Source organism: Citricoccus nitrophenolicus (assembly GCF_047305825.1).
Taxonomy (GTDB): Bacteria; Actinomycetota; Actinomycetes; order Actinomycetales; family Micrococcaceae; genus Citricoccus; species Citricoccus nitrophenolicus.
On the sequence record NZ_CP063070.1, the window covers coordinates 3,268,353 to 3,294,077 of the forward strand.

A 25,725-nucleotide genomic window follows, 5' to 3' on the forward strand; every position below is an offset into this window, starting at 1 on the left:
GGACGACCACCGCGGGGCCACCCTCGAATTTAAGGACGTATTCCATGACTGACATCTCCAGCGTTGCCGTGATCGGCCTGGGTTATATCGGCCTGCCGACGGCGGCCATCCTCGCGGGCCATGGCCTACGCGTCCACGGGGTGGACGTGAACCAGGGCACGGTTGATGCGGTCAATGCCGGGGAAGTGCCGTTCGTGGAGCCGGATCTGGACCGGTACGTCAGCAAGGCCGTGTCCGAGGGACTGCTCTCGGCCTCGAAGGACACCCCGGAGGCGGACGCGTACATCGTGGCGGTGCCGACCCCGTTCCATGCGGACAAGTCCCCGGATCTGTCCTACATCGAGGCCGCGGGCCGGAACCTGGCCCCGCAGCTGCGTGGCTCCGAGCTGGTGATCCTGGAGTCCACCTCGCCCCCCGGGGCCACCGAGCGGATGGCTGAGGTCATCCACGAGGCGCGTCCGGATCTGGCGGAGGCCGGGACCCTGTTGTTCGCGCACTGCCCCGAGCGGGTGCTGCCGGGCAAGGTGATGACCGAGCTGGTCACCAATGACCGGATCGTCGGCGGGTCCTCACCGGCGGCCGCGGAGGTGGCGAAGGGGCTGTACGAGACGTTCTGCCAGGGCGAGATCCTGTTGACCAACCTGCGGACCGCGGAGATGGCCAAGCTGGTGGAGAACTCCTTCCGGGACGTGAACATCGCCTTCGCCAACGAGCTGTCCATGATCTGTCAGGAGCTGGACATCGATGTCTGGGAACTGATCGAGCTGGCCAACCACCACCCGCGGGTGAACGTGCTGCAGCCAGGCCCCGGCGTGGGTGGGCACTGCATCGCGGTGGACCCCTGGTTCATCGTGGATGCCGCCCCGGATACGGCCCGGATCATCCGCAGCGCCCGGGAGATCAACGACTCCAAGCCGCAGTGGGTGATCGATCAGGTCAAGGCCAAGGCCTTCGACGTGCAGCAGGCCACCGGCCGTGCCCCCGTGATCGCGGCCCTGGGTCTGGCGTTCAAGCCGAACATCGATGACCTGCGGGAGTCCCCGGCGTTGAACATCGCCGCGGAGATGGCCCGGCAGTTCACCGGCAGCACGATCCTGGCCGTGGAGCCCCACGTGGAGCAGCTGCCCGCTGCACTGTCCGGGCTGGAGCACGTGGAACTGGTGGCCCCCGAGGCCGCGATCGAGGCCGCGGACATCGTGGTGCTGTTGGTGGACCACTCCGCCTTCGCCGACCTCAAGCCGCTGGCCGAGGGCAAGTACGTGGTGGACACCCGGGGGCAGTGGCGCGAGAAGTGAGCCGGGACGGCGTCAGTGACACCCGGGGGACCCCCTGGGCCAGGAACGCCCTGCTGACCCTGCAGACGGTCCGTGACGAGGTGGTGCAGGACCCTGTCCAGTTCGCACTGCAGGTCTCCCGTCGGCTGCCGAACTCACTCTCCGGGCCCGCCGCTCGTCTGCTGACGCGGACCGGAGGGTTCGCGGGGGGCGTGCCGGCCGCCGTCGGGCATCAGATCCTCGGGGACGACGACGCCGCTCGCCGGAGCGGGCCCGGGGGGCCGGGTGCGCAGCCCGGGCCCAGGGCGCGGGCGATGCTGGCGACGGCGGCCCTCGGCTCGGACGACGACGCCGGGGCCGGGCAGTGGCTCACCGGCGTTCCGGCAGCAGATCGCCATGCTGGCTGGTACGCCGCCGCCGCACGGCTCGACCTGTACCGCGGCGACCTCGGCTCGGCACTGGCCCACGCCGAGGCGCATCCGGGCAACCGTCGGCTGGCTCGCCGCCTCGAGGCCGAGCGGCGGGTGCTGAACGGCTACCGGCCTGAGGTCGGGCCGGTCCGCCGGGGCCCAGCCGAGAGCGGCCGCATCCTGCATGTGCTCAACAGCTCTCTGCCGCACACCGCCTCAGGCTATGCCCAGCGCAGCCACGGGGTGCTGACGGCGCTGAGGGATGCCGGCTTCCAGACCCCTGCCCTCACGCGGCCCGCATACCCCGTGGAGGTGGGCATCCCCTGGGCGAGAGGCCGTGACGAGGTGGATGGCATCCTCTACACCAGGTTGCTGCCTCGCCGTCTGGCGGGCGACGCCGCCGGACGGCTGGACCAGTACGCCAGGCTCCTCGCCCGGGAGGTGGAGCGGCTGCGACCGGCCGCACTGCACACCACCACCCATTTCACGAACGCCCTCGTGGTCCGTGCGGTGGCGGAGGCCTTCGGCCTGCCGTGGGTCTATGAGGTCCGTGGCCAACGGGCGGACAGCTGGGCCGCCACCCGCGCGCCCGAGGCGCGGGACTCGGAGTACTACCTCTCCTTCACCGCCCGCGAGGCCGAACTCGCCCAGGACGCGGACGCCGTGGTGACTCTCGGGGAGAACATGCGTGGCCTGCTGGCGTCCCAGGGCGTGTCCCCGGGACGGCTGTACGTCTGCCCCAATGCCGTGGCACCGGCCTTCCTGGCCCCGCCGGTCTCTCCGGAACAGGCCCGGGACCACCTCGGTATCGACCCGGCGGACCTACTGGTCGGAACCGTCTCCTCCGTGGTGGACTACGAGGGCCTGGACCTGCTGGTGCGGGCAGTGGCCCGGCTGGCCACGCACTACCCGCGGTTGAAACTGCGGATCGTGGGCGACGGCGTGGCGCTGCCCGGACTGCGCGTGCTGGCCGCCCAACTGGGCATCGCGGATCGCTGTCAGTTCACGGGCCGCGTGACTAGCGCCGAGGCACGCTGGAACCACGCCGCCCTCGATGTCTTCGTGATGCCCCGCCGAGACCTCCCGGTCACCCGCAGCGTCACGCCGATGAAGTCCATCGAGGCCTCAGCCTCCGCCCGCCCCGTGCTTGCTGCCGACCTGCCCGCACTGTCCGAACTGGTCCAGGACGGGGTCACCGGCACCCTGGTGGCCCCCGATGACGTCGAGGCACTGGCCGCGGGGCTGGCGGGACTGCTCGACGACCCGGCGCTGAGGGCCCGGCTCGGCGAGGCCGGGCGCCGCTGGGCACTGTCCACGCGGACCTGGGAACAGAATGCCGCGACCTACACTCGACTCTATGCCGACCTGGGAATCGTCCCGACCGAAGGGAACGGAAGCGCACCGTGACATCTGAACAGCCGAACAGGCAGCCCATCGACGCCGGGCCCGCCGCTGAGGACGCCGAGTCCATGGTCGAACTGCTGCGATCGGAACTGCTGGCCGTCCACGACGAGCTCACGGAGCTGACGGCCGAGCGCGCTGCCGCCTCGTGGCGATTCGAGGCACTGACCCTCGACCTCCCCGGCGGAGTGGCCGGTTCGCTGAAGGGCCGCGCACGGGAGATCCGGCGGCGCGGCGTCACGGTGGTCAAAGATGCGTTGTCCGGCCGGCTCGGCCCGACGGCGGCCGCCCGGGCTGCGGCCCGGATCGCCTTCGACCAGCTCGGCAGCGTTCCCCGCGAGGCCCTGGCCGAGATGCAGCGGCTCCGCCGCCAGGGGAAGGGGCGGCAGCTGGCCGGCGCCGGTCCGTTGACGGCGATCGACCCCGCCGACTTCGACGGGCCGCGGGCCCAATTGTGGCTCGACCTGCTGGCGGACCGTTACGCGTCCCGCGGGGAGGAGGACAGCGCCTACCGGAATTATCTGGCGGAGCTGCGCCGCCTGGCGTCACCGGCCGGTGCCATCTCCTCCTCCCTCGACGCGGTGGCGCAAGAGGCTCATGGCACCCCCCGGCTGAAGGGTTCCCTGTCCAAGGTCAACGGCCGGGCCGCAGAGCTCTCCGGGTGGCTGCCCCGCATCCCCGGCGGGTTCGAGCGGGTGGAGCCGGCCGGCCAGCGTGTGGTCCTGCACCTCGTCAAGGAGTCCCGCCCCTACTTCTCCAACGGCTTCACCTCGCGCAGCCACGAGAACTTCAAGGCCCAGCAGGCCGCCGGCTGGACCCCCGTGGTGGTGACCGAACCGGGGTTCCCGCGCGCCGTCGTCGGGAACGACTTCGAGAAGACCGAGGTCTACGACGGGATCGAACACCGCCGCCTCGACACCGGGCTCGACTACTCGACGGTGCCAGCCGACCGGTGGCAGGAGGACTTCGCCTGGTTGGCCTGGCAGCAGGTGCGGCAGATCCGTCCGGACGTCATCCACGTCTCCTCCGGACGCCGGGGCTTCGAGACCGCGCTGGTGGCACTCGCCCTGCAGGAGAAGACCGGGATCCCCGTGGTCTACGAGGTGCGCTCCTTCTTCGAGGCGAATTGGACCCCGGACCTCGAACTGGAGGAGTCGGGGGAGATCTTCCGCCGGCGGATGGAGGTCGAGACCCGGTGCATGCTCGCGGCCGACCACGTACTGACCCTGGGCACCGCCATGCGGGACGAGATCATCTCCCGTGGGGTCCCCGCGGAGAAGGTGAGTCTGGTCCCGAATGCCGTCAACCTCGAGAACTTCGTTCCGGGACCGCGGAACGCGGAGCTGGCCGTCCGCTTCGGGATCACGATGCCGACCTTCGGCTACGTCTCCAACATGGACCACCGGCGCGAGGGTCAGGAACTGCTGATCGAGGCGGCCGCGCGCCTGAAGGAGCGCGGCATCCAGGCCCAGTGTGTCCTGGTGGGTGGTGGAGCGCGCGTGGAGACCCTCAAGGGACTGGCAGCCCGGTGGGACATCGAGGACCGCGTGGTCTTCACCGGACCGGTGGACCACTCCGAGGTGTCCGCCCTGTATGACCTCATCGATGTCTTCGTGGTGCCACGCATCCACGAACGCGCTGCCGTGTACGTCACCCCGCTCAAGCCCTTCGAGGCGATGGCCATGGAACGTCCCGTCCTCGTCAGCGACCTGCCGGCCCTGACGGAGATCGTCGAGGCGCCCGAGCGTGGCCACACCTTCACCGCCGGGAACGTGGAATCCCTCGCGGACGCCGTGGCGGCGCTGCTGGCCGATCCGGAGGAACGTGAACGCCTGGGCGCTGCCGGACGGGCCTGGATCGAGGCCGAACGCCAGTGGAAGCACAACGGGCCCCGCTACGCCGAGGTCTATGAGCGCCTGCAGGTGCGTCCCGCAGCTGCCGCAGGTGGAGTCAGCGCCGGCCGAACCCCCGAAGGAGCATGACCGTGCAACTGCAGATCCAGGGATTCAACCCGGCACCGGGATCGCCCGTCCATGAGGCGCTGGCGGCCGTGCGCAACGGGACCGTCCGCTATGGCATGCCGCCGTGGCTCCTCGCGTACACGCCGGTGGCGCGGATGAATCCGTACCAGTCACTCACCTACCGTCACTTCGGGGACGAGGGCTTCGTGGTGTCGCCGGTGCTCGATCCCGAGTCCTTCGAGTCCCTGATGCCGTTGCTGGACCAGACCCAGGGCATCGTGCTCCACCTGCACTGGCTCAACACCGTGTTGCGGGGTGCCAAGAGCGCCGATGAGGCCGAGGACCGGATGGGACGGTACCTGCAGCGGTTGCGGCGCTTCCAGTCGGCCGGCGGACGGGTGCTGTGGACCGTGCACAACCTGGCGCCTCATGACGCGGTCTACCTCAACGTGGAGCGGGCGCTGCAGCAGTCGGTGGCCGATCTGGCGGACCTGGTGCACGTGATGAGCCCGGAGACCCCCGGCCTCGTGGGGGACTTCCTGGCCCTGGATCCGGAGAAGGTCGTGACCTCCCCGCACCCCAGCTATCTCGGTGCCTACCCGGATGTCGTCCCCCGGGACCAGGCCCGCACCATGCTGGGCCTGTCCGAGGACGAGGTCGTCTATGTGGTGTTCGGCGCCATCAAGGCCTATAAGGGGATCGAGACCCTGGTGGCCGGCTTCGACCGGTTGCTGGACTCCTCCGATGTGCCGCGGCGGCTGCTGGTGGCCGGTGGCCCCGACCGCGACCGCCGCACCCGGGCCCTGCTGAAGCGTCTTCGGATGCACCCCCAGGTGCTGGTCCATGACGTCAAGGTCCCCAATGAGCAGGTCCAGTACCTGCTGCGCGCCGCGGACATCATGGTGCTGCCGCACCAGGTGGCCCTGAACTCCGGTGCCGCGCTGCTGGGACCGAGCTTCGACCTGCCGCTCGTCGCCAACCGGGTCGGCGTGCTCCCCGGGACCCTGGGGGAGGACTTCACCGAGTTCATCGACTCCGCGGCACCGCAGGACGTCGCCGACTCCCTGAGCCGCGCCGACCGGCTGCTGGGAGCCGACGCGCGGCACGCGGCGCGGGACTTCGCCGCAGAGCACCATGCGAGGACGGTCAGCCACGATCTCGCCCGGACCCTCCGGACGCGGTTGACCGCGGCGGACGGTGTGGGAGAAGGCCGGTAAACTCCACGGGGGACCACCACCAGTGGAGAGTCGAGTGAATCGGGAGCACTGCCATCCAGCACCACATCATCACCGAGGACCCGGCACGGTCCGCCGCGGAGGAACGTGAGCTGATGCGCCGGGAGCTGGTGGGCATGCACCGCGAGCTCACCCGGATCGTGGAGGAGCGTGAGGCCCTGGCGGCGCTGTGGGACGAGCGGAATGCCATCGTTCCCCGCCGCGGGGCGCGGGCATGGGCCGGTCGTGTCAAGCGGGACCTCGCCCGGCTGCGGCGGCAGCTGCGGCAACGCGAGATCGGATTCCGGCAGGCGTCCGGCCAGCTGCTGCGGATCGGCTCCGACGGGTCCGCTCGGGAATCTCCAGACTGGGACGCCCGGTACCGGGCGCTGCGGGAGGCGAAGACGACCTCTCAGTACGGCAGCTACCAGCCCTTGCGGGGGGCCAAGACCCCGGCCGCCTATCGCCGGGGCGTGCTGTGGAAGGACCTGCTCGAACAGGACATGGGCGCAGATCCCGGGTTCCAGCGTGCGGCCCTGTTCCTGGCCACGCGCACGGGCGCCATCACCGAGGAGTTGCGGTGGGCCTCCCGCCTGGGTGTGACCGATCTCAGCGTCCGCCGGACCGTGGCCACCGTGAACGGCCGTGCCCGGGAACTGACCGGCTGGGTGCCGCGGCTGCCTGGTCCCGTGGTGCCTGTGGAGGCGGCCGGGTCGGATGTGGTGCTCCACCTCGTCCCGGCATCCGGTCCCTACCGGCCGGACGCCGCCACCTCCCGTCACCGCCGCACACTGGCTGCACAACGGGCCGCCGGACTGCAACCGGTGGTGCTCACCGAGCTCGGCTTTCCCCGCGACCTCGTGGGCGGGGATTTCCCGGAGACCGAGGAGATCGACGGGATCGTCCATCACCGCCTCGATCCCGGAATCCCCTACGGGAACGTGCCCGCCGACCGCTGGCTGGAGGACTTCGCGTGGTACGCCCACCGCCGGGTCATGGACCTGCGCCCGGCCATCCTGCACGTCACCTCGGGCCGCCGCGGCTTCGAGACGGCCCTCGTCGCCCTGGCCCTGAAGGCCAAGACCGGGCTGCCCCTGGTCTACGAGGTGACCTCTCTGCTGGAGACGGCCTGGACTGCTCAGAGCGCGCTGGAAGAGGACTCCGAGGTCTACCGGCGCCGCCTCGAGGTGGAGCGGATCTGCCTGCTGGAGGCCGACGCCGTCATGGTCCCCGGCCTCGCGCTGCGGGATGAGCTGGTATCCCGGGGAATCCCGACGGGCAGGATCCACCTGGTGCCCGAGGCGGTGGACCTCCGGGAGTTCGCACCACGGACACGCGATGCGGAGCTTGCCTCCGAGTTCCGACTGACCGGTCCCACCGTCGGTTGCGTCGGGACCATGGACCACCGGCGCGAGGGCCAGGAGGTGCTGATCAAGGCGATGTCCCTGCTGAAGGAACGTGGCCAGGACGTGCAGTGTGTGCTGGTCGGCGAGGGCGCGCGCCGGGACGGACTCTGGGAATTGGTCAAGCTCTATGACGTGATCGATCGCGTCGTGTTCACCGGCCCGGCCGACCCTGCGGACCCGGCCCGGCACCATTCCCTGATCGACGTCTTCGTGGTCCCACGGGTCCACGAGCGCGCGGCCACGTACCTGCCGCCGTCCGAGGCCCTCGAGGCGATGGCGATGGCCCGCCCGGTCGTGGGCGCGGACCTGCCGGCCCTGGCCGAGGTGCTGGAGGACGGGGAGCGTGGGCGCGTCTTCGCGCCAGAGGATCCTGTGGACCTGGCCCGAGTCCTCAGCGGACTGCTGGCGGACGAGGACGAACGGGTCAGGATGGGCCTCGCCGGCCGCCGATGGGCAGAACAGTCCCACTCGGCGGAGGCAGCCGGGCCCCGGTACCGGGAGGTCTACCGGGAGATCCGCGGGACAGAGACATCGACTGAGGGAGCATAGGCACGTGGAACTGCGGTATCAGGGAATCCTCCCGGAAGAGGGCACACCGGTGCACGAGGCGCTGGCAGCCGTTCGCTACTACACCACGCGGGACGCGGAGGAGCCGTGGCTCTTCGGTTACGGCCCGGTGGTCCGAGGCAACCCGTATCAACAGTTGCTCTACCGCTCCTTCGGTGACCACGGGCTGGCGCTGACGCCCGTCACGGACCCCTGGTCCTTCGCCGAGCTGACACACCTGCGCGGCCAGACCCGCGGGGTCGTCTATCACCTGCACTGGTTGTCGTTCGTCCACCAGGGCATGACCTCGGCCCGCAAGGCGGCGGAACAGTCCAATCGCTTCATGGCCGAGTTGCGCCGATTCCGCAAGGACGGCGGGAAGGTGATCTGGACCATGCACAACATGGTCAGCCATGACGCCGCGTTCCCCCAGGAGGAGCTCCGTCTGCAGCAGGCCGTGGCCGGAGAGGTGGATCTCATCCACGTGATGAGCGAGGACACCCCAGAGGTCGTCCGGGAGATCATCGATCTGCCTGCCGAGAAGGTCATGAACTCACCGCACCCCTCCTACCTCGGGGCCTATGAGGACTACGTCTCCCGGGACCAGGCCCGCGTCATGATGGGGATCGAGTCCGATGAGATCGTCTACGTGGTCCTCGGCGCCATCAAGGCCTACAAGGGCATCGAGCGGCTGCTGGACGCCTTCGATGCGCTGCTGGCCACCTCTGACGCCCCCCGCCGGCTGGTGGTCGCCGGCAAGGCGGACTCGGACGCGGACTCTGTGGCGTTGCTGGACCGGCTGCGGATGCACCCCTACGTCCTGCTGGACGACCGCCGCATCCCGGGGGACGAGGTACAGCGCCTGTTGCGGGCCGCCGATCTGATGGTGTTGCCCCACGAGCGCGCCCTGAACTCCGGCGGAGCCCTGCTGGGTCCGACCTTCGACCTGCCGGTGGTGGCCAGTCGGGTCGGGGTCCTGCCGGGGCTGCTCCCGGCAGAGTTCACCGAGTTCTTCTCGGGGGACTCCGCGGAGGAGACGGCAGCCGCGCTGGGCCGTGCGGACCGCCTGCTCACCGCCGAGGCACGCAAGGCCTCCCGTGCCTTCGCGGAGGAACACCACAGCCTGACCGTGTCCGCCCAGCTGGCGCGCACCGTCCGGGAACGCCTCGGGCTCGATGACGACGCCACGCCCTGACCTCAGCGGACCGGCCTTCAGTCCCGGCACCGGGCCTGCCCCGACCTGGGCCGGAACCCCGGCTGCCGACCGGCGGGATGCCACCCGGCAGCACCGGGGGGAACGCCCGCGGGTGGGACTGGTCGGCTTCTTCGGCTGGGGCAACTTCGGTGACGAGCTCTTCCTGCGGCTGTGGCGTCAGCGCCTCTCCGCCCATTTCGAGGTGGACCCGGTCCATCAGCTGCTGCAGCCGCCCTATGTGGTCGGCGACCCCGGTGAGGTGGCAGAGGCGTACGACGCCTTCCTGATCGGTGGAGGGGACCTGTTGCTGCCCAACCAGGTGTCCACGCTCTACTGGAAGCCCGAATGGCTCCGGAAGAAGGTGTACATCTGTGGGGTCGGTGCCCCGCTGTGGAAGCACCGCGAGAGGGAATCGGTCGTGGAGCATCTCTCGGAGTTCTTCCGGCACCCGAACGTGCAGTACATCAGCGCCCGGGACGAGGAATCGGCCGCCTGGATCCGGGATCGACTGCGTCCCCATCAACCGGTGGTGGTCCACCCCGATCTGGTCTTCGCCCTGGACCTGCCACCGGTTGCCGACGACGACGGCACCCGCCGGCTGGGCTTCTCCGTCCGGCCGGGCCTGTACGGACAGGAGAACGACTACTCCGCACTGCACCGCCTGGTGGAGGCCGCGCGGCAGTCCGGATACGCGATCACCGCCCTGGAGCTCTCCTCCGGCCGTCAGCGCCGCCGCGATCGGCAGGCCTACCGTCACCTGCCCTTCACCCCGGACGAGTTCATCCCCTCCCGCGGTGTTCTGGAGGACACCGCGGCCATCGGTCGGATGGACGTGATGGCCAGCATGAAGTTCCACGGGCTGGTGGTGGCCCTGATGTATGGTCTCTCGGCGCTGGCACTGACCCCCAACACGAAGAGCCGCAACCTGTTGCATCAGATCGGCCGACCGGATCTGGTCCTCGACCCGGCGCCTGCCGCGGACGGCGATGAGCTCTCCGGCGGTGACCTGCTCTCCCGTCTCCAGGAACCCGTGGACACTCGTCGCATCGAAGCGCTGGTGGACACGGCGGGGGCCGCCCTGGACCGGCTCGTCTGGCAGATGCGCCTGCAGCTGGCTCCCGGGGACGTGGGTGCCGACCTGCTGAGACACCCGGTGAGGACTGCCCGTCAGGCGCTGCCCCTGGCCCTGGAACTGCGGCGGCGCCAGGGCGAGGTCAGGCAGCTCCAGGAGGCCGCTTCGGCAGAGGGCCCCGAGGGCGAGGACGGTCCGAGGGATGGCAGCGGCCCGGGAAGCGGTACCCGAATCCCTGTGGAGAGCAGGCAAATGCCGGAAGGACCACCGGATGCGTGACAGAATCAACGGCGGATCGCCGCGATGTCAGTGAAGTCTGTGGAAAGGTGAGTAATCATGTCTAACACCCCCGGCCGTGTGCCCCGTCTGGAACGGGTGGCCTACCTGCTCGGATTGGCGCTGCTCGGTCTCCTCGGACTTGCCGCGGCGATCCTGGGGGCGTTCTCGTTGGAGTCGGCGTCCTTGGTCTGCCTGGGGCTCGGACTGGCCCTGCTCGCCCCGCTGTCGTTCATCGGCTCCCGGCGCCAGCTGAAGACCTTCAAGGCGGCCCTGCGCCAGATCGGCGGCCCCGCCCCCGCAGCCGGCGCTGCGAAGGGCGGCCAACCGGACGTGGCCATCCGGGAGATGGTGTCCATGCTGTCACGCACCAATCGTCAGCTCGCCGCGCTGTCCGAGCGGGTGGACGCGTTGGCCGGCTCGGATTCCGGCGGGACGACGGAATCGCCGGGGCTCGCCGTCGAGGTCTCGTCTCTACGCAGCGAGGTGACGGCCCTGCGAGGAGAACAGGTGGAACTGCGTCAGGCGTTCGAGCAGGGCTGGACCACCGTGCGGGCTGATCTGCAGGCGCTCTCGCCTCGGGAACGGTGACCCGCTCACCCATGACCAGGCAACTCCACCCGACCTCGCCGTCCGAGCTACGGCTGCTGCCGGTGTCCGCACTCCCCGAGGACCTGGCCGGCCTGACCCCACGGGTCGCGACCGCCGGCCCCGCCGACCTCACCGATCTGCGGGTCATGGACCACGTGCTCTGGCCCGCCGACCTGCTGTCGTCAGACACGGAGCTCGACGATCCGCGCACCGAGATCCGGCGCATGGCCCAGCTGCGGACCCTCGTGGGTGGTGCCCGGCTCGACCTGACCGGCGCCGCGGCCGCGAGCCGGGCCGCCCCGGGGCCGACGGTCCGCTTCGGCGAGTCCTCGGGTACCGAGGACGCCCGGCGGTACCTGGACTTCCGTGACCGGTTGGCCTCGGCACGGCGGGACTGGCCGGCCGAGGCTGTCGCCTGGGCGGAGGAGGTCGCCGCGGAGACAGACCGCGCGCTGGCCGTTGCCACGACTGCTGATGCGGACTATCGGCGAGAGGTGTTCGATGTCCTGGCCGTCTCCCCCTACGCGCCGGAGATCGACTGGGGCCAACTGCGTCCCGCCGGCCGCGGGCTGGCGATCCTGTACAATTTCGCTCCCTTCGCGGACACCGGCTCGACCGTTGCGTCCAAGCGCCTGCGGGACTTCGCCCGCACCATGGACGTGATCTCCTGCTCCTGGGTCAACCACAAGAAGGTCGATCCGACTATCGGGCTCCTCTCCCGGCCGTACGTGGAGTCCCAGCGGTACCTGGACATGCGGCCCTCCTGGGCGTCCTGGGAGGCCTATGAGGAGTTCACCCGGGAGGCGCTCGACGAGATCGACTACCTCGCGGCGCAGGGCGCGGACCATGATTTCCTCTACAGCCGTGCCAACTGGGCGCCGTCCCACTACGTCGCCACCGCCTACAAGCTGCGCCACCCCGGCGTCGAGTGGCTGGCCGAGTTCTCCGACCCGCTGTCCCTGGACGTGGAGGGCAAGCGCCGTGGCGACGCACTGGACCGCTCGAACCCGGCACTGGGCCGCCTCGTCGCGCCCGTTGAAGCCGAGTACGGGCGGATTCCTGACGACCACTTCACCATCTTCGGCCTGGCCGAGATCCTGCCGTATGCCTTGGCCGAGACGATCCTGTTCACCAATGAGCACCAGATGGCCGCGATGCTGGAGAACATCTACAGCCCCGAGCTGGCGGCACGTGTGGAACGTCATGCCGAGGTGTCCAACCACCCGACCCTGCCGCCGGTCTACTACCAGGCGCGGAGCGTGGACTACCCGGTGGACCCGGAGAAGCTCAACCTGGCCTACTTCGGGGAGTTCTACGCGACCCGGGGGATCACCGACCTGACGGTGGCCCTGAAGATGTTGCCGGCGGAGGTCAGGGAGCACGTGCACCTGCACGTGTTCACCAACTTCGTGCCCGTCGGCGGTCTGTCCGCCAAGCCTGCCGGCTTCTCCACGGCTCAGTTCAAGGCCCTGGTCCAGCGTGCCCGCGACGGGGTGGGCGCCCACGGCATCGAGCACCAGGTGACCTTCAACGCCGCTCTGCCGTACCTGGAGTTCCTCGGGGTCACGGCCGCCTTCGACTACCTCATCGTCAATGACGCCCACTCCGGTCCGAATCACCGGGTGAACCCGTTCCTACCCTCGAAGTGGAGTGACTACGCCGGCTCGGCGACGTCCGCATGGGCGCTGGTGGAGCAGGGCAGCATCCTGAGCGGCAAGCCAGCCGAGGTGAAGACGCCGGTGGGGGACCCCAACGCGGCGCGCGACATGCTGTGGTCGCTGGTCGAACGCAAGATCGGAGGCCGGATCGATGCCTGACACCGACCGCGGTGGGATCGCCGCGCTGCTCGAGAGGATCGGCCGGGTCGCCACGCCGGAGGTGGACCACGAGAGCCACTCGGTGGACGTGGTCACGCTCGCCGGTCATGACCGGCTGCTGGAGGGTGGGCCCGGCAGGGGAGACGAGGTGGTGCTCGCGGTGGTCACGACGGCCCTGCGTGATCGCCTCCGGCAGGTGGCCTCGGTGCTGCCCGCCGCTCCGGGGCTGACCGCAGGCCAGATCGAGGGTAGGCCGCTGGCCGCGGTGGTGGTGGAGCTGGAGGCCTTGGACGCCGGACCGTGGTCCGGTGCGGCGACCAGCTCACGGTCCCATCTGATGGACGAACTGGTGGAGCTGCTCGGAACGGTCCGCACCGCGGGTGGACTGTCCTATCTGGTGCCGGGTGAGGGGCCGTCCGCCACCGCCCGCGGCAGCGCGCCACTGCGGCGCGCCGTGGACATCGTGGTCCACGCGGACACCGGGGACCCGGACACGGAGGGCAGCCCGGGGACGGCGCTGCTGCGGGAACTGCTGGACTACACGCATGAAGGAGACCAGGGCTAGATGGACCAGTCCAATCCGTTTTCCGGCCGGACGGTCGCCTGGGCCGTCCCCGTCGATGAGACCACGGGCGAGCCGGTCCTGCAGGACTGGAGCCTGAGCGCAGTGGAGGCCATGCGCTCCGCCGGGGCCTCCGTCGAGGTGATCGGTGTGCGGGCTGCCGCAGCCGACGCCGTGATGACCGCCGTGGAGCGGGCCGACCTGGTGCTGGCCACGTCGATGGCGATCGGTGCCGCGCTGCACTCCGCCGGGCTCGAGCGGTTCCGACTGTGGACCTTCCTGCAGGGCGGGCCCGGACGCGCCCTGCACGTCACCGACGAGTCCGAGGAGTCCATCCGCCAGGCCGTGGCCGTCTCCCGGAAGATCCTCGTCTTCGACGAGGACGCGCGGAGCACCATCGAGGGGGCGGTCGATCGAGCCGCGGGCCAGGTGGTGCTCTTCCCGGCCGCCAGTGGGACGGGGGCCACCGGGTTCCGTGCCGCTGCTGAAGGGACCACCGCGCTCGTGGTGAACCTCGAGCTCACCGGTCCGCTGGGGCTGGAGGCCATCAAGCTCCACGCTGAGCGGATGCGGCCGGAACGAGAGGTGCCCCCGGTCTTCCTGGTGTGTGGGCCCGAGATCCAGGCGGAGCTGCGCATCCACCCCGTGTACCGGCAGTTCGCCGCCCTACCAGGAGCCCGGGCGGTCGCTCCCGGCGACGGCGCCCTCACCGAGGCTCTGCGCGGTCACCGCCCCGTGGGCCTCCTCCCCAAGGCCAGCCCCGGTCAAGGACACCGGGTGTCCCAGGCACGGCTGTGGTTCGAGGAACGCGGCATCGAGGTCTTCGCCGAGGCCCAGGCCCTGCCCGCGTTGCCCCGACTGGCCGAGGGCCGCCGGTGGCGGGCCGAGACCCTGACGGCGGACCTGCAGGCACTCCAGGGACGCAGCGGTGCCGCTCCGGTGCGCACGCTCGCCGAGGAACTGGGCCATCAGCTGGGCGCCTACCTGGCGGACTACGACGCCGTGCCACGCCAGGCCCGTCCCACGCGGATTCTCCTGGTGGGAGCGGACTTCAAGTTCGCCGGCGATCTCCTGGAGGCCCTCGCACAGCGTGACGACGTGGAACTGCGGGTGGACCTGTGGGAGACCAACGGCGGCCCCGTCCCGGAGGACAACGCGGCGCTGCTGGACTGGGCCGACGTCGTTCTCTGCGAGTTCGCCAGCCGCAACGCCGTCTGGTATAGCCACCACGTGAGCCCCCGCCAACGGCTGGTGCTGCACCTGCACGGCTACGAACTGCGCCAACCGCCGATCCATGAGATCAAGATCGACGCCGTGGAGACCGTGGTCTTCGCCTCGGAGTTCTACCGGGAGAAGGCCCTGACGGCCACCGGCTGGCCGCGGGAGAAGACCACGGTCATCTCCAATCCGGTGAACACGGTGGACCTGGCGCGCGCCAAGCTGGATGACGCGCGGTTCCACCTTGGCATGGCGGGCTATGTTCCGGAGCTCAAGCGGCCGGATCGGGCCCTGGACCTCCTGGAGCTGCTGTTGGAGCAGGACGAGCGTTATGTGCTGCACCTGCGTGGGCACTCGCCGTGGAACTATCCGTTCGTGTGGGACAAACCACTACGGCGAGACGCCTACCTGGCGTTCTACGAGCGGCTCCGGCGCGACGAGCGGCTCCGTCAGGCGGTGGTGTTCGACCCCTTCGGCCCGGACATGGGGAACTGGTTCCGCGGCATCGGCTGGGTGCTCTCGCCCAGCACCCGTGAGACCTTCCACCTGGCCCCGGTGGAGGGCATGGCCTCCGGCGCCGTGCCCCTGGTCTGGCGGCGCGAGGGCTCCGAGGAGATCTTCCCCGAGCAGTGGAACGTGGATTCCGCCCGTCAGGCGGCAGACCTGGTCCTCGCCGCCGGCGGGAACGCCGCTGCCATGGACGATCTGTCCGTCCAGGCCGCCGGCTTCGCTGAACAGTACGACGCGCGGGCGGTCACCGCCCGCTGGCTCCGCACCCTGGTGGAAGGGCCGGCAGACGGCACGGGGCCGGCCTCCTCCGCCGGCGAACCGGTCAGGACGTCCCCGGAGGATCCTGCCGAGACCGATCGGTGGCATGAGGCCGCATCGCTCGCTGCCACCGGGCAGCTGACCCTGGCCGCCGGTCTGATCGGGACGCTGGGCGGCCGGCCCTGGACCCTGGGACACGGCCGCAGGCTCCTGCTTGGCGAGGTGCTCGGGGTCCCGGCCCTCCGCCAGCGAGTCCACCGCCTTCACGCCTCGGCTCCAGAGGTCCCCCTGTGCCGAGCGCAGGGAGAGCTGTTGGTCTGCGGCAGCTCGAACCGTCCACATCAGGCGACCGGTTCCTTCGGGGCGCCCCTGGTGGACACGCTGACGCTGACCGAGGCGTTGGACGACGTCAACGCGATCTTCGACCACTGGGTGGATGCGATCTGCCGCCGGGCGCTGGCTTCCGGCGCGGACGGGATCTACGCGCTCGGGGATGAGCTGACGGCGCTGGCCTGCACGGTTGCCGCCAGTCGACTGGGACTGAGGACGGCCTGGGACCTCGCGGCCGACCCTGACGCCCACGGGCGGGTGCTGTCTGCGGCTGCGGACCCGGACCGTGCCACCGACCGCGGTGCCGTGGCCCTGATGGCTGCCCGCCATTCCGGGCACTGTATCGGTCTGGACGCCGCCGCTGTGCGGACCCGGTGGCCCATCGAGGACCGGGTGGAGCGCCCCCGTCTGGCGCGCCGGGCCCGGATCGGCGTCATCGGATCCGGGCCGGCGGTCGGGGACCTGGGGACAGCGATGGAACCGGTACGTCTGGACGCCGCGCGTGCCGAGCGTGAGATCCGGGCCGGGTTGGACGGCCTGGTGGTCGCGGGAACGGCCCTGGACCAGGCCCAGTGGAACGACCTCGTCTCCGGAGGCACCACGGTGCTGGACCGGGTGGTCACCGAGGCCCGGCGCTACAACATCCCCATCGGGCTGTGGTGCTCGGGAGTGCCGGAGCTGGAGCCGCACCTGGACCTGGCGCGACGAGTGGACGCCGTCCTGGCACCGGCGGCGGAGGACGTCGCCCGGCTGCACGACCGCAGAATCGTCCCCACCCAGGTGGCTACGGCCCTGCCGGTGAGCCAGCCGGACGGCGCCGTCAGCCGGAGGCCGGAGTCGTTGCTGTCCGAGTCGGAACAGCTTGGACTCCTACTGCGGATGCTCCGCCTGGCCGGCTAGACCCGCCTGACAGGCCCGCCAAACCCGCCAGTGGGTCGGTTCAGCCGGTCAGAGGGTGAACTCGTCGATGCGTTCGCCGACGCCGAGGAGACCTGCGATCGCCGCTGCGGTGCGCTCGGCGGCGCGGCCGTCACCATAGGGGTTCACGGCGTGCGCCATGGTCTCGTAGGCAGCGCGGTCGGTGAGCAGGGCGGTGGACTCCGCCACGATCCGCTCCTCGTCGGTGCCGATCAGCCGCACCGTTCCGGCGGTGACGGCCTCGGGGCGTTCGGTGTTCTCCCGCATGACCAGGACGGGCTTGCCCAGGGAGGGCGCCTCCTCCTGGACGCCGCCGGAATCCGTCAGCACCAGGTCTGCGACGTTCATCAGGTGCGTGAACTCGCCATAGGCCAGGGGCTCGGTGACCAGGACGTTGTCCAGGCCCTCCAGGGCAGGGAGCACTGCCTCGCGGACCACGGGGTTGCGGTGGGCGGGGAGCACGAGGGTCAGTCCCGGGATCTCCCGAGCCAGTCGGGCCAGGGCTCGGCCGACGCCGCGCATGGCATCTCCCTGGTTCTCCCGGCGGTGAGTGGTCACCAACAGGACCTTGCCGTCGCCGGTCTCAGCGCGCTCGGCCAGTTCCCGCAGGGCGGGATCGGTGAAGGGGATGCGCTTCTCCACTGTGGTGAGCAGGGCATCGATCACGGTGTTGCCGGTGACCACGATGTCGTCCGGGTTGATGGCCTCGGCCAGCAGATTGGCCTTGGAGGTGGAGGTGGGAGCCAGGTGCAGGGAAGCGACCTGGGAGGTGATCTTCCGGTTGGCCTCCTCGGGGAACGGGGAGAACAGGTCGCCCGAACGGAGTCCGGCCTCGGCATGGATCACGGGCACGCCGAGGTAGAAGGCGGCGATGGCACCGGCCGTGGACGTGGTCGTGTCGCCCTGGACCACCACGGCGTCGGGCTTCTGCTCCTGGATCAGGGCGTCCAGCCCGGCGAGGGTGCGTTCCATGATCCCGTTGAGGGTCTGGTTCGGGCGCATGATGTTCAGATCGGCGTCCGGGGTGATGCCGAAGATCTCGTTGACCTGGTCCAGCATCTCCCGGTGCTGGCCGGTGACGGTGGTGAAGCACTCGAACCGGTCATCAGCCTGCAGGGCCCGAACGATCGGCGCCATCTTGATGGCCTCGGGGCGGGTGCCGTAGATGGGCATGATCTTCAGGGCAGTCATCGGGAGGAATCCTTAGGGGTGGTCTGGGGTGGCGGACACTCGTGTCGATGCTACCGTGGCGCGGCTGGGCCGCGATAACGTGAAACCCCGGGTGGATCTATACTATTGGGCAGTAATCGGCAGGATGACGGTGGATACCGGCACCCCGGACAACACGGCGTTCCGCGCCGGAACTGGAGTTACCTTTGGCGAAGAGCACGAGGCCGGATGTCACGGACACCACGGCGGCATCGTCCGCCGGGACGGTCTCGGTCCGGATGGACGGGCTACGCCGCGTGGGGGCCCGTCCGGGAATCGGCAACTATCTGCGCCGACTCTGGGAGGTCCGGCACTTCATCGCCTACGAGGCCAGGGTGTCCGTGGGAGCGCAGAACCGGGAGCACCGCCTCGGCAACATCTGGCTGGTGCTCACTCCCATCCTCAACGGCGCCACCTACTTCCTGATCTTCGGCGTGCTGCTGGGAACCTCTCGCGGTGTGGAGAACTTCCTGGGCTTCCTGACCATCGGCGTGTTCATGTTCATGTTCACGAGCCGGACGATCATCCAGGGTGCCAATGCGCTGAACAGCAAGAACAACGTGGTGGAGGCCTTCAACTTCCCGCGCATCGCACTGCCCGTCTCCTCAGTGCTCAAGGAGACGCTGACGTACGCCATCACCCTCGTGACGATGCTCGTGCTCGTCCTCGCCATCCCTCCCCTGGAGGTCATCACCTGGCGGTGGTTGCTCATCATCCCCGTGGTGGTCTTGCAACTGGTGTTGATCGTGGGGCTGGTCCTGCTGTTCGCCCGCGTCGTCTCCAAGGTGCGGGACTTCGCCCAGGTCCTCACCTTCGCCCTGCGCATCTGGATGTACGGCTCGGGGGTCTTCTACTCCTTCGAGAACATCGTCAGCAATCCAGCCGTGCTGGCCATCCTGGAGTTCAACCCGATGCACCAGGTTCTGAACATCACCCGGAACTCGCTTCTCTACGGTGTGACACCTGAGTGGAGTCAGTGGCTGATCCTGGCGAGTTGGGCCATCGGCCTGCTCATCATCGGCACCGTGGTCTTCTGGCGGGCCGATGAGTCCCTCGGCCGGGACGCCAGCCGATGAGCGCGGCACCGGAGGACAGGGCCCAGGCCGAGGGACGGAACAGCGAGGACTCTCTCCTCGAGGAGGACGACATCGAAGACGCCGGGGAAACGGTGACGCTGGACCACGCACGGCCCCTGGACCGCACCAACCGGCCGGCCCTGGTGCTGGACCGGGTGTCCATGACCTACAAGGTGCCGTCCACCCGTGAGGAGGTGGCGGACAACCTTCCGTGGTACAAGAAGGCCGTCTATGGGCTGGTCCGCCGCCAACCGCGAGTCTCGGTCCGGGCTCTGCGTGAGCTGTCGATCGTCGTCGGCGAGGGGGAGTCACTGGGAATCGTCGGGCGCAACGGCTCCGGCAAGTCCACCCTGTCGAAGGTCATCTCCGGCAAGCTCATGCCGACCACGGGGGAGGTCTGGTCCAGCGGGACCCCGATGCTGATGGGCGTCAACGCAGCCCTCGTCCCGGCGATCTCCGGGCGGCAGAACATCATCCTCGGCTGTCTGGCCCTGGGCATGAGCCGGGCTGAGATCGACGAGCGGCTCCCCGAGATCGAGGAGTCCACGGGGCTGGACACCGCGATCCACCTGCCGATCGACACCTATTCCTCAGGGATGAGTGCGCGCCTGCGTTTCGCCATCGCCACGAGTCGGAACCCTGAAGTCCTCGTCATCGACGAGGCCCTCAACGTGGGCGACGCCAGATTCCGTGAGCGGTCCCAGGAGCGGATGAAGGAGCTGCGGGACCAGGCCGGCTGCGTCGTGCTGGTCAGCCACAGCCGCAAGACCATCGAGAACAGCTGCTCCCGGGTGTTGTGGCTGGACAATGGCTTCCCGCTGGCAGACGGCGACCCCGACGAGGTCCTCGAAGGCTACGCGCGGTACAACTTCCTTCTGGCGAAGCAACGGCTCAAAGAGGCCGAGGAGCACGTGAACTCGTTCCGGACCTCATACCGGAACGTCACGGTCCAACGCACCTGACGCCCTCCTGGCGGGTGCCTCACCGCCCACGTCCGTCGCGACGCCGGCTCGGTAGCCGTCCCAGGATCCGTGACCCCAGCTGGCGGAGCCCGTGTGTGGCGCCCTGGATGAGTGAGTCGTCGGGCGCACTCGTCGTCGAGGTTCCCGCCTTCGCCGTTCGGGCCGGTTCCGTGCCGGGCTTCGTCGGGGGGCCGATCATCGCGGGACGGGGCAGGTCCCCGTCGATCGAGGCACCGGACAGGGGGAGGAACGTCATGAGGCGGCCGAAGACCCCGGGCTGGTGGGCGAGGTGGGTGTCCGTGGTCAACAGGTGCTCGGCCTTACGGGTGAGTGGGGCGTACCACTCGGCCAGGCCGAGATCAGCGGCGATCTCGCCTCCCTGGCGGACGAGGGGGCTGATGCCCGTGTGGCTGAACTCCACGCACTGCCCCCAGGACTCGGCGAGGGACAGGAACGTCTCAGCTACACCGTTGACGACGTCCGTCGGGGTGCCGAAGGCCTCGGCCGTGGGGATCTCGGAGTCGTGGAGTGGTCCACCGGCGGCCCTGAGGATGGTCTCCCGGGTCTCTGGGTCGATGTCCTTGGCAGCGTCGTCGAAGGGGATGGCTGACAGCTCCTGGTCCAACAGCGTCAGCAACACCGCGGACATGGTGGTGTTCGGACGTGGTGCGTTGAACTCCGGGTCACGGCGCAGTTCTGCCGGCATCGACCGTTCGGCGTCGGCCGGCAGATGCGCGAGGCTGGTGAGTTCGCGCTGCATCAAGGGCGGATGCCCCAGGAGGTTGGTCAGCGTGAACCGGCCACCGTGGAGGGAATTGCGGAGCCCGATGAAATGCCACTCGCTGGCATCCGGTGAATTCGGATCGATACCCACGGACCTGAGGAAGTCCATCCCCAGGGACCCTGCCACCGGGCCGCAGGCGGTATCGAATTGCCGAAGGTCTCGGGCGACCCTCCAGAACGGCCGCCAACCGTAGGAGGTCTTGAAGATGCCGGCCCCATGTCCGGTCAGGGTGAAGTGGCCGGCTCCGCCGACCCTGCCCGGGAAGATGTTGATGCGCTGATGCATCCCCAGGGAGCCGATGAGGTAGGTGGCGAAGGGGTGTGGATAGGGGATGACGGTCGGCATCGGCGCGGCTGGGTTGTGACCGATGAGCAGCCCCGTGCGCTGGGCGATGTCGTGGACCACCTCGTAGTCCCGTTGGTCGGTTCCGCCGCGATTGGCCGTGGAGATCACGCTGACGAGTTGATCGGGATCCGCCCGGCGCATGGCGGCGAGGACGGCGCGCGAATCGGCCCCGCCGGAGGCGGAGAGGCGCAGGGTGATCCCCGGCTGAGCTGCGAAGGACTTCAGGGTGGAGGCCATGGAGATGGCCGCCTGGCGCACCACGTCGCTCCACGAGCCGTCTGGAGCCCCGAAGGCCTCCGGATACGGCGTCTGCTCGATGTACGCCGGTCCAGCGCCGTCTGCTTCCAGAGGTGCGATGACGTGCGTGGCCACGCTCGCGAGGCGGACCTGGGTGCAGACGGTCTGGGTGTCCATCGGATGCTCGGTGATCGCCCGGTCGATCCGCATGGTCAACAGTGCCTCGGGCGAGAGGGAGACGGGTAGCCCCAGGGCGGTTCGCAGCCGGACGAGCAGCTGCCAGGAATCGGAGAATGCCGCCATCCCTCCTCCGGAGGTGTAGAGGAGGGGGAGCGTGCGGAAGAAGTCCGTGTGTGCCCGCACATGTGTTCGGTCCCATCGGACCGCCAGATGGGACCCGTCCCATTCCTGTCCGGGGGACGTCGCGAACAGCCCCGAGCTGCGCACGGGGTCGGCATGGGGTCCCCGCGACGCCGCCAGCGCCTTGGCGCCGGTGGCGCCGTAGACCACCTGCTCGCCGTGGTGGGACTGCGCAAACCCACGAAAGAGTGCGCCGGTGTTCCTGGAGTCCGGCGGTGGCATCCCCCGGGGGGATCCGAGGAGGTCAACTGACGCGGACCGGGCGACGTGGTGCAATCGCGCCGTGGTGCCCGGCAACTCCACGACCACGTGCTCCGGATGACCTGCGCCGGTCTGCTGGTGCCCGGAGGAACCGTTCTCCGGCAGGTGCGGACGCAGCCACTCGATGAACCGCTGTTCGTAGCGCGGGGGGACGACCACTGTCAGGTAGTTCGACATCGCTTCAGCATGCCACGATTCTGGTGTGGCTGATCAGTTGAAGTACTGCGGGAGCTCCTCCCGCATCGCGTCCCCCAGCAGGGGGGTCATCGTGCGCACGAAGGTGGTGCTCAGGTGCGATTCGTCATTCCACACCGCCACGTTTCCCACCACGGCTGGGCACACCTCGGCCTGACGACCGCCGGGGCACACATACTCCCCGACGTCGATGGTGTGGGCCCCTTCCGGCAGGTCGAGGGCAATGAGGGGATCCTGCGGAGACATCTGGTCCGGGTCTGCGCCGCACCCGATCGGATCACCGCCGGAGGCCAGACAGTCTGCGGCATGCTCCGCGGGACGGGGGGTGCCGCGCACCAGCAGCAGCTCGGCACCGGTCTCCGTGATCTGCTTCCACCGGTCCGGCGCGCCAGTCATGATCATCTCGGAGTCGGGGCGCCTCATCGCCCGCGTCCCGGGGGTGATCACCAGATCGACGGAGCGCTCGTCCGCCCAGTCGATGAAGTTGTCGTTCCATGCGGGGCAGGTGCCGTCCTCCTCCGCGGTCATGGTGTTGAACACACAGCCGGACTTGTTGACGACCAGCAGCTCCCAGCCGTATTCAGCAGCCAGCGCCCGCACCGCCGGGCCCCACATCACGGAATGGGAACCGCCGGCGATCACCACGGTCGCCGTCGGGTCGTCCGGCTTCTCCGGGTCCTCGCAGACGAGCACCTCATCCGTGCCCGGATCGTGGCGGTAGGACTGCACGCAGCCCCAGTCGTAGACCTCCGGCCTGTCGTCGGCGAGCTGCTCGGCTGCGGGGACGAAATCGGCCTCCGGAGGGGTCGGCGCGTCCTCAGCCATGGCCGCGGCACCGGGGTAGGTGTCCCAGTCCCAGTCCTCGAAGACGGTGGCGAGCGGGGCCTCCATCTGGTTGGCCGCCGTGGCCACGCCTCCTCCCAGCACCAGCGCCGCAGTCGTCGTGCCGATGACCACGAGATTGACCCGTTTGACTCGCTTCGGGTCACGTCCTCCCGGCAGCGCGGCCAGCGGCTGCTCGATCCAGCGGTACATCGCCATGGCCAGCACGGTAGCCACGGCCAGGACGCCCAATCCTCCAAGGAGCCCCACCGACTCCCGGCCACGGATCTCCAGGTAGTAGATCAGGAGGGGCCAGTGCCACAGGTAGAGCCCGTAGGCGTGGTTGCCGACCCAGCCGAGCGCCCGGCCCGAGAGCATCCTGCTCGCGGCCCCGGCCACCGGCTCGTCCTGATCGACCTTCCGGTCTTTGCCCGCCGCCGTGGCGAAGATCACCAGAGCCAGGCCCAGTAGGGGCCACAGGGCCCAGGGACCGGGGAAGAGCTGCCCGCCGTCCAGCACGAAACCGCTGGACACCATGAGGGCGAGGCCCAACCAGCAGGCCGCAGCGCGGGACCACCGGGGCAGGTGGACCAGGCCGACTGACAGGGCCAGCATTCCGCCGAAGGCCAGCTCCCAGAACCTGGGGACACTCAGCAGGTACGCGGCGTCCTGGTCATATCCGCCCACCACGATGGCGCGGGCCAGGGAGGCCCCGATGATGACGACGACCAACACGCCCATCACCCGGGCGGCCGGGACCCTCAGGGCCTTGGCCACGAGGACGGCGATGACCGCCACCAGCGGCCACACCAGGTAGAACTGCCCCTGGACGGACAGCGACCAGAAGTGCTGGAACGGAGAGGTCTCCGGTCCCGCGGCGCCGTAGGCCAGCTGGGAGTTCACCAGCTCCAGGTTCTCGAAGTACAGCAGCGAGGCCCGGGACTCCGCCAGGAGCTGGTCGCGCTGGGTGGACGGCAGCACGAACAGGCCCACCACCGTTGTCACCAACACCACGAGGGCTGCCGGGATGACGATCCTGCGGGCCAGTCGGCCGAAGTACCTGAGCAGGTCGATCCGGCCGCCGGAGGTCGCGGCCTCGCGCAGCAGCATGCCGGTGAACAGGAAGCCGGAGATCGCCAGGAACACGTCGAGCCCGCCGGAGGTGCGGCCGTTGCCGAACAGGTGGAAGAGCACGACGCCGGCCAGGGCCAGGCCGCGGACGCCGTGGAGCTCCGGGAGGTAGCGGCGTTCCGGCAGGTGCCGGGTCAGTCGGTCCTGACGGTTGCGGAAACGACGGGCGGGTGCAGGATCGGCTGCCCCGCGGGCCGCTTCACGTTCGGAGATTGACACGGTGGGAGGTCCTCTGGGCGTGGCTCAAGGCGCGGCCGATGCGGTCGCCGAGCCCGGACCATCATATGGCCTCGGGTGCACCGAACCACGAGGTGGGTGGCAGCGGCGCGACTGTCTCGCCGGGTGCGGAAGCCCTCATGATCTCCGGGCAGTGACCCCCGTGGCCAACGGGGCGGTGGTGTGCTGACGCCGGGCAGGGAATTCGAAGAGCAGGTTGCACTGCTGCCGATGGTGGGTGAGGAAGGCGGGTACCGCAAGCGCGATGATGAACAGGACGGTAAAGCGAATCTTGGTGTCCGGCCAGCCGGTTGCACCCCAGACCTGACTGGCAACCAGCAGGACCGCGGTGTGGACGGTGTAGTAGATGATGGAATTTCTTCCGATCTGGTCCAGGGGAGGGAACGTGGGGAGGCGGGGGCCCAACCACAGCAGGGCCACCAGGCCCGGAAGCGGGTACAGGACGGTCCAGGGCAGGGCCCGGGTCACGACCACGAGCTCCGTGGCGGAGCCGACGCCGATCGTGATCCCGATGAGGCCCAGCAGGATCGGAGCCCAGACCGGGAGCGCCTGGATGCGGGGCACCCAGGGACCCAGGGCCGCGCCGATGAAGAAGAAGGATCCGTAGAAGAAGATGCGGGCGGCCTCAGGCACCTCGTCCTTGACCATGATCAGAATCAGGATGAAGGCCACAGAGAGCGCCAGAGCGGGAATCCACCGGTTCAGGGGAGCCACGATGAAGCAGACCATCAGCACCACCAGGAACCACTGGTAGGTTCCGTCCACCCACTCGACGGGTGAGAAGAAGTCGTCGTATCGTGCGCTGATGATGAGTTGCACGCTGCTCCAGAGGACCAGGGGCCAGAGGATCTTGCGGAACTTGCCACCAAGATAGGCGCCCAGGGGTTTGGCCAGGCCACGGTGCAACAGCAATCCCGAGAGGATCAGCAGCAGGGGCATGCGGTAGGGATCGAAGAACATCGTGATCGGGTCGAGGAACGGGACCGACTCTCGCCCGGTGGCACTCTTGAAATTGCCGGCAGCATGGAAGAGCACCACGAGGAAGATGGCCAGGCCCCGGTACGTGTCCATCCAGGTCATGCGGGATGCCGTCGGGGTGATGGGATGCATGGTGGGAGGTCCTCGGTTGGTCGCTGTCACCCCTTCC

The 25,725-nt window shown here is 69.4% G+C and carries 17 protein-coding genes; 13 read left to right on the forward strand and 4 right to left on the reverse strand.

Features of this window, described 5'->3' with window-relative positions:
* The first annotated feature begins 44 nt into the window (after window positions 1-44).
* The 11 genes from wecC (at window position 45) to IMT31_RS14890 (ending at window position 16,941) form a co-directional block, all read left to right on the forward strand.
* A complete protein-coding gene (wecC, locus tag IMT31_RS14840; RefSeq protein ID WP_345359182.1) occupies window positions 45-1,295 on the forward strand; it encodes a UDP-N-acetyl-D-mannosamine dehydrogenase in 1,251 nt (416 codons plus the stop codon).
* On the forward strand, window positions 1,280-3,091 hold the full coding sequence (locus tag IMT31_RS14845; RefSeq protein WP_345359185.1) for a glycosyltransferase family 4 protein: 1,812 nt from the start codon (window positions 1,280-1,282) through the stop codon (window positions 3,089-3,091). Before wecC ends, IMT31_RS14845 begins: the two co-directional genes overlap by 16 nt.
* Entirely contained in the window at window positions 3,088-5,067 is a 1,980-nt protein-coding gene (locus tag IMT31_RS14850; protein ID WP_413543253.1) for a glycosyltransferase family 4 protein, read from the forward strand. The genes IMT31_RS14845 and IMT31_RS14850 overlap by 4 nt, the downstream gene beginning before the upstream one ends.
* A 2-nt stretch (window positions 5,068-5,069) precedes the next feature.
* Entirely contained in the window at window positions 5,070-6,263 is a 1,194-nt protein-coding gene (locus tag IMT31_RS14855; protein WP_413543254.1) for a glycosyltransferase, read from the forward strand.
* Window positions 6,264-6,376: 113 nt separating this feature from the next.
* Window positions 6,377-8,215, forward strand: a complete 1,839-nt coding sequence (locus tag IMT31_RS14860) for a glycosyltransferase family 4 protein (protein ID WP_413543255.1) — start codon at window positions 6,377-6,379, stop codon at window positions 8,213-8,215.
* A 4-nt stretch (window positions 8,216-8,219) separates the two neighbouring features.
* Complete coding sequence (locus IMT31_RS14865; protein ID WP_345359196.1) at window positions 8,220-9,407, forward strand: glycosyltransferase family 4 protein; 1,188 nt, start codon at window positions 8,220-8,222, stop codon at window positions 9,405-9,407.
* Window positions 9,388-10,758, forward strand: coding sequence for a polysaccharide pyruvyl transferase family protein (locus IMT31_RS14870; RefSeq protein ID WP_413543256.1), 1,371 nt, complete (start codon window positions 9,388-9,390; stop codon window positions 10,756-10,758). The genes IMT31_RS14865 and IMT31_RS14870 overlap by 20 nt, the downstream gene beginning before the upstream one ends.
* Window positions 10,759-10,815: 57 nt before the next feature.
* Window positions 10,816-11,346 carry a hypothetical protein gene (locus IMT31_RS14875; protein WP_413543257.1) on the forward strand — a complete coding sequence of 177 codons (531 nt, stop codon included), beginning with the start codon at window positions 10,816-10,818 and terminating at the stop codon, window positions 11,344-11,346.
* An 11-nt stretch (window positions 11,347-11,357) separates the two neighbouring features.
* The gene (locus IMT31_RS14880) at window positions 11,358-13,163 is read left to right on the forward strand and encodes a hypothetical protein (RefSeq protein WP_413543258.1); all 1,806 of its coding nucleotides are present in this window, start codon (window positions 11,358-11,360) and stop codon (window positions 13,161-13,163) included.
* Window positions 13,156-13,728: a hypothetical protein gene (locus IMT31_RS14885; RefSeq protein ID WP_413543259.1), complete on the forward strand. Its 573-nt coding sequence runs from the start codon at window positions 13,156-13,158 to the stop codon at window positions 13,726-13,728. The genes IMT31_RS14880 and IMT31_RS14885 overlap by 8 nt, the downstream gene beginning before the upstream one ends.
* A complete protein-coding gene (locus IMT31_RS14890) occupies window positions 13,729-16,941 on the forward strand; it encodes a hypothetical protein (protein ID WP_413543260.1) in 3,213 nt (1,070 codons plus the stop codon).
* A 48-nt stretch (window positions 16,942-16,989) separates the two neighbouring features.
* Here the strand turns inward: IMT31_RS14890 and wecB are convergent, their stop codons facing one another.
* Window positions 16,990-18,150, reverse strand: a complete 1,161-nt coding sequence (gene wecB, locus IMT31_RS14895) for a non-hydrolyzing UDP-N-acetylglucosamine 2-epimerase (RefSeq protein WP_345359214.1) — start codon at window positions 18,148-18,150, stop codon at window positions 16,990-16,992.
* Window positions 18,151-18,335: 185 nt separating this feature from the next.
* Between wecB and IMT31_RS14900 the strand changes: the two genes are divergently transcribed.
* Both IMT31_RS14900 and IMT31_RS14905 read left to right on the forward strand, forming a co-directional pair.
* Window positions 18,336-19,244: an ABC transporter permease gene (locus IMT31_RS14900; protein ID WP_413543261.1), complete on the forward strand. Its 909-nt coding sequence runs from the start codon at window positions 18,336-18,338 to the stop codon at window positions 19,242-19,244.
* Window positions 19,241-20,206, forward strand: coding sequence for an ABC transporter ATP-binding protein (locus IMT31_RS14905; protein WP_413543262.1), 966 nt, complete (start codon window positions 19,241-19,243; stop codon window positions 20,204-20,206). Before IMT31_RS14900 ends, IMT31_RS14905 begins: the two co-directional genes overlap by 4 nt.
* Window positions 20,207-20,225: 19 nt before the next feature.
* Here IMT31_RS14905 and IMT31_RS14910 read toward each other — a convergent pair whose 3' ends face one another.
* From IMT31_RS14910 to IMT31_RS14920, 3 genes are all read right to left on the reverse strand, one after another.
* On the reverse strand, window positions 20,226-22,370 hold the full coding sequence (locus tag IMT31_RS14910) for a hypothetical protein (RefSeq protein WP_413543263.1): 2,145 nt from the start codon (window positions 22,368-22,370) through the stop codon (window positions 20,226-20,228).
* A gap of 33 nt (window positions 22,371-22,403) precedes the next feature.
* Window positions 22,404-24,560 carry an acyltransferase family protein gene (locus tag IMT31_RS14915; RefSeq protein ID WP_413543264.1) on the reverse strand — a complete coding sequence of 719 codons (2,157 nt, stop codon included), beginning with the start codon at window positions 24,558-24,560 and terminating at the stop codon, window positions 22,404-22,406.
* A gap of 135 nt (window positions 24,561-24,695) precedes the next feature.
* Window positions 24,696-25,688 carry an acyltransferase family protein gene (locus IMT31_RS14920; protein WP_413543265.1) on the reverse strand — a complete coding sequence of 331 codons (993 nt, stop codon included), beginning with the start codon at window positions 25,686-25,688 and terminating at the stop codon, window positions 24,696-24,698.
* Between the last annotated feature and the right edge of the window lie 37 nt (window positions 25,689-25,725).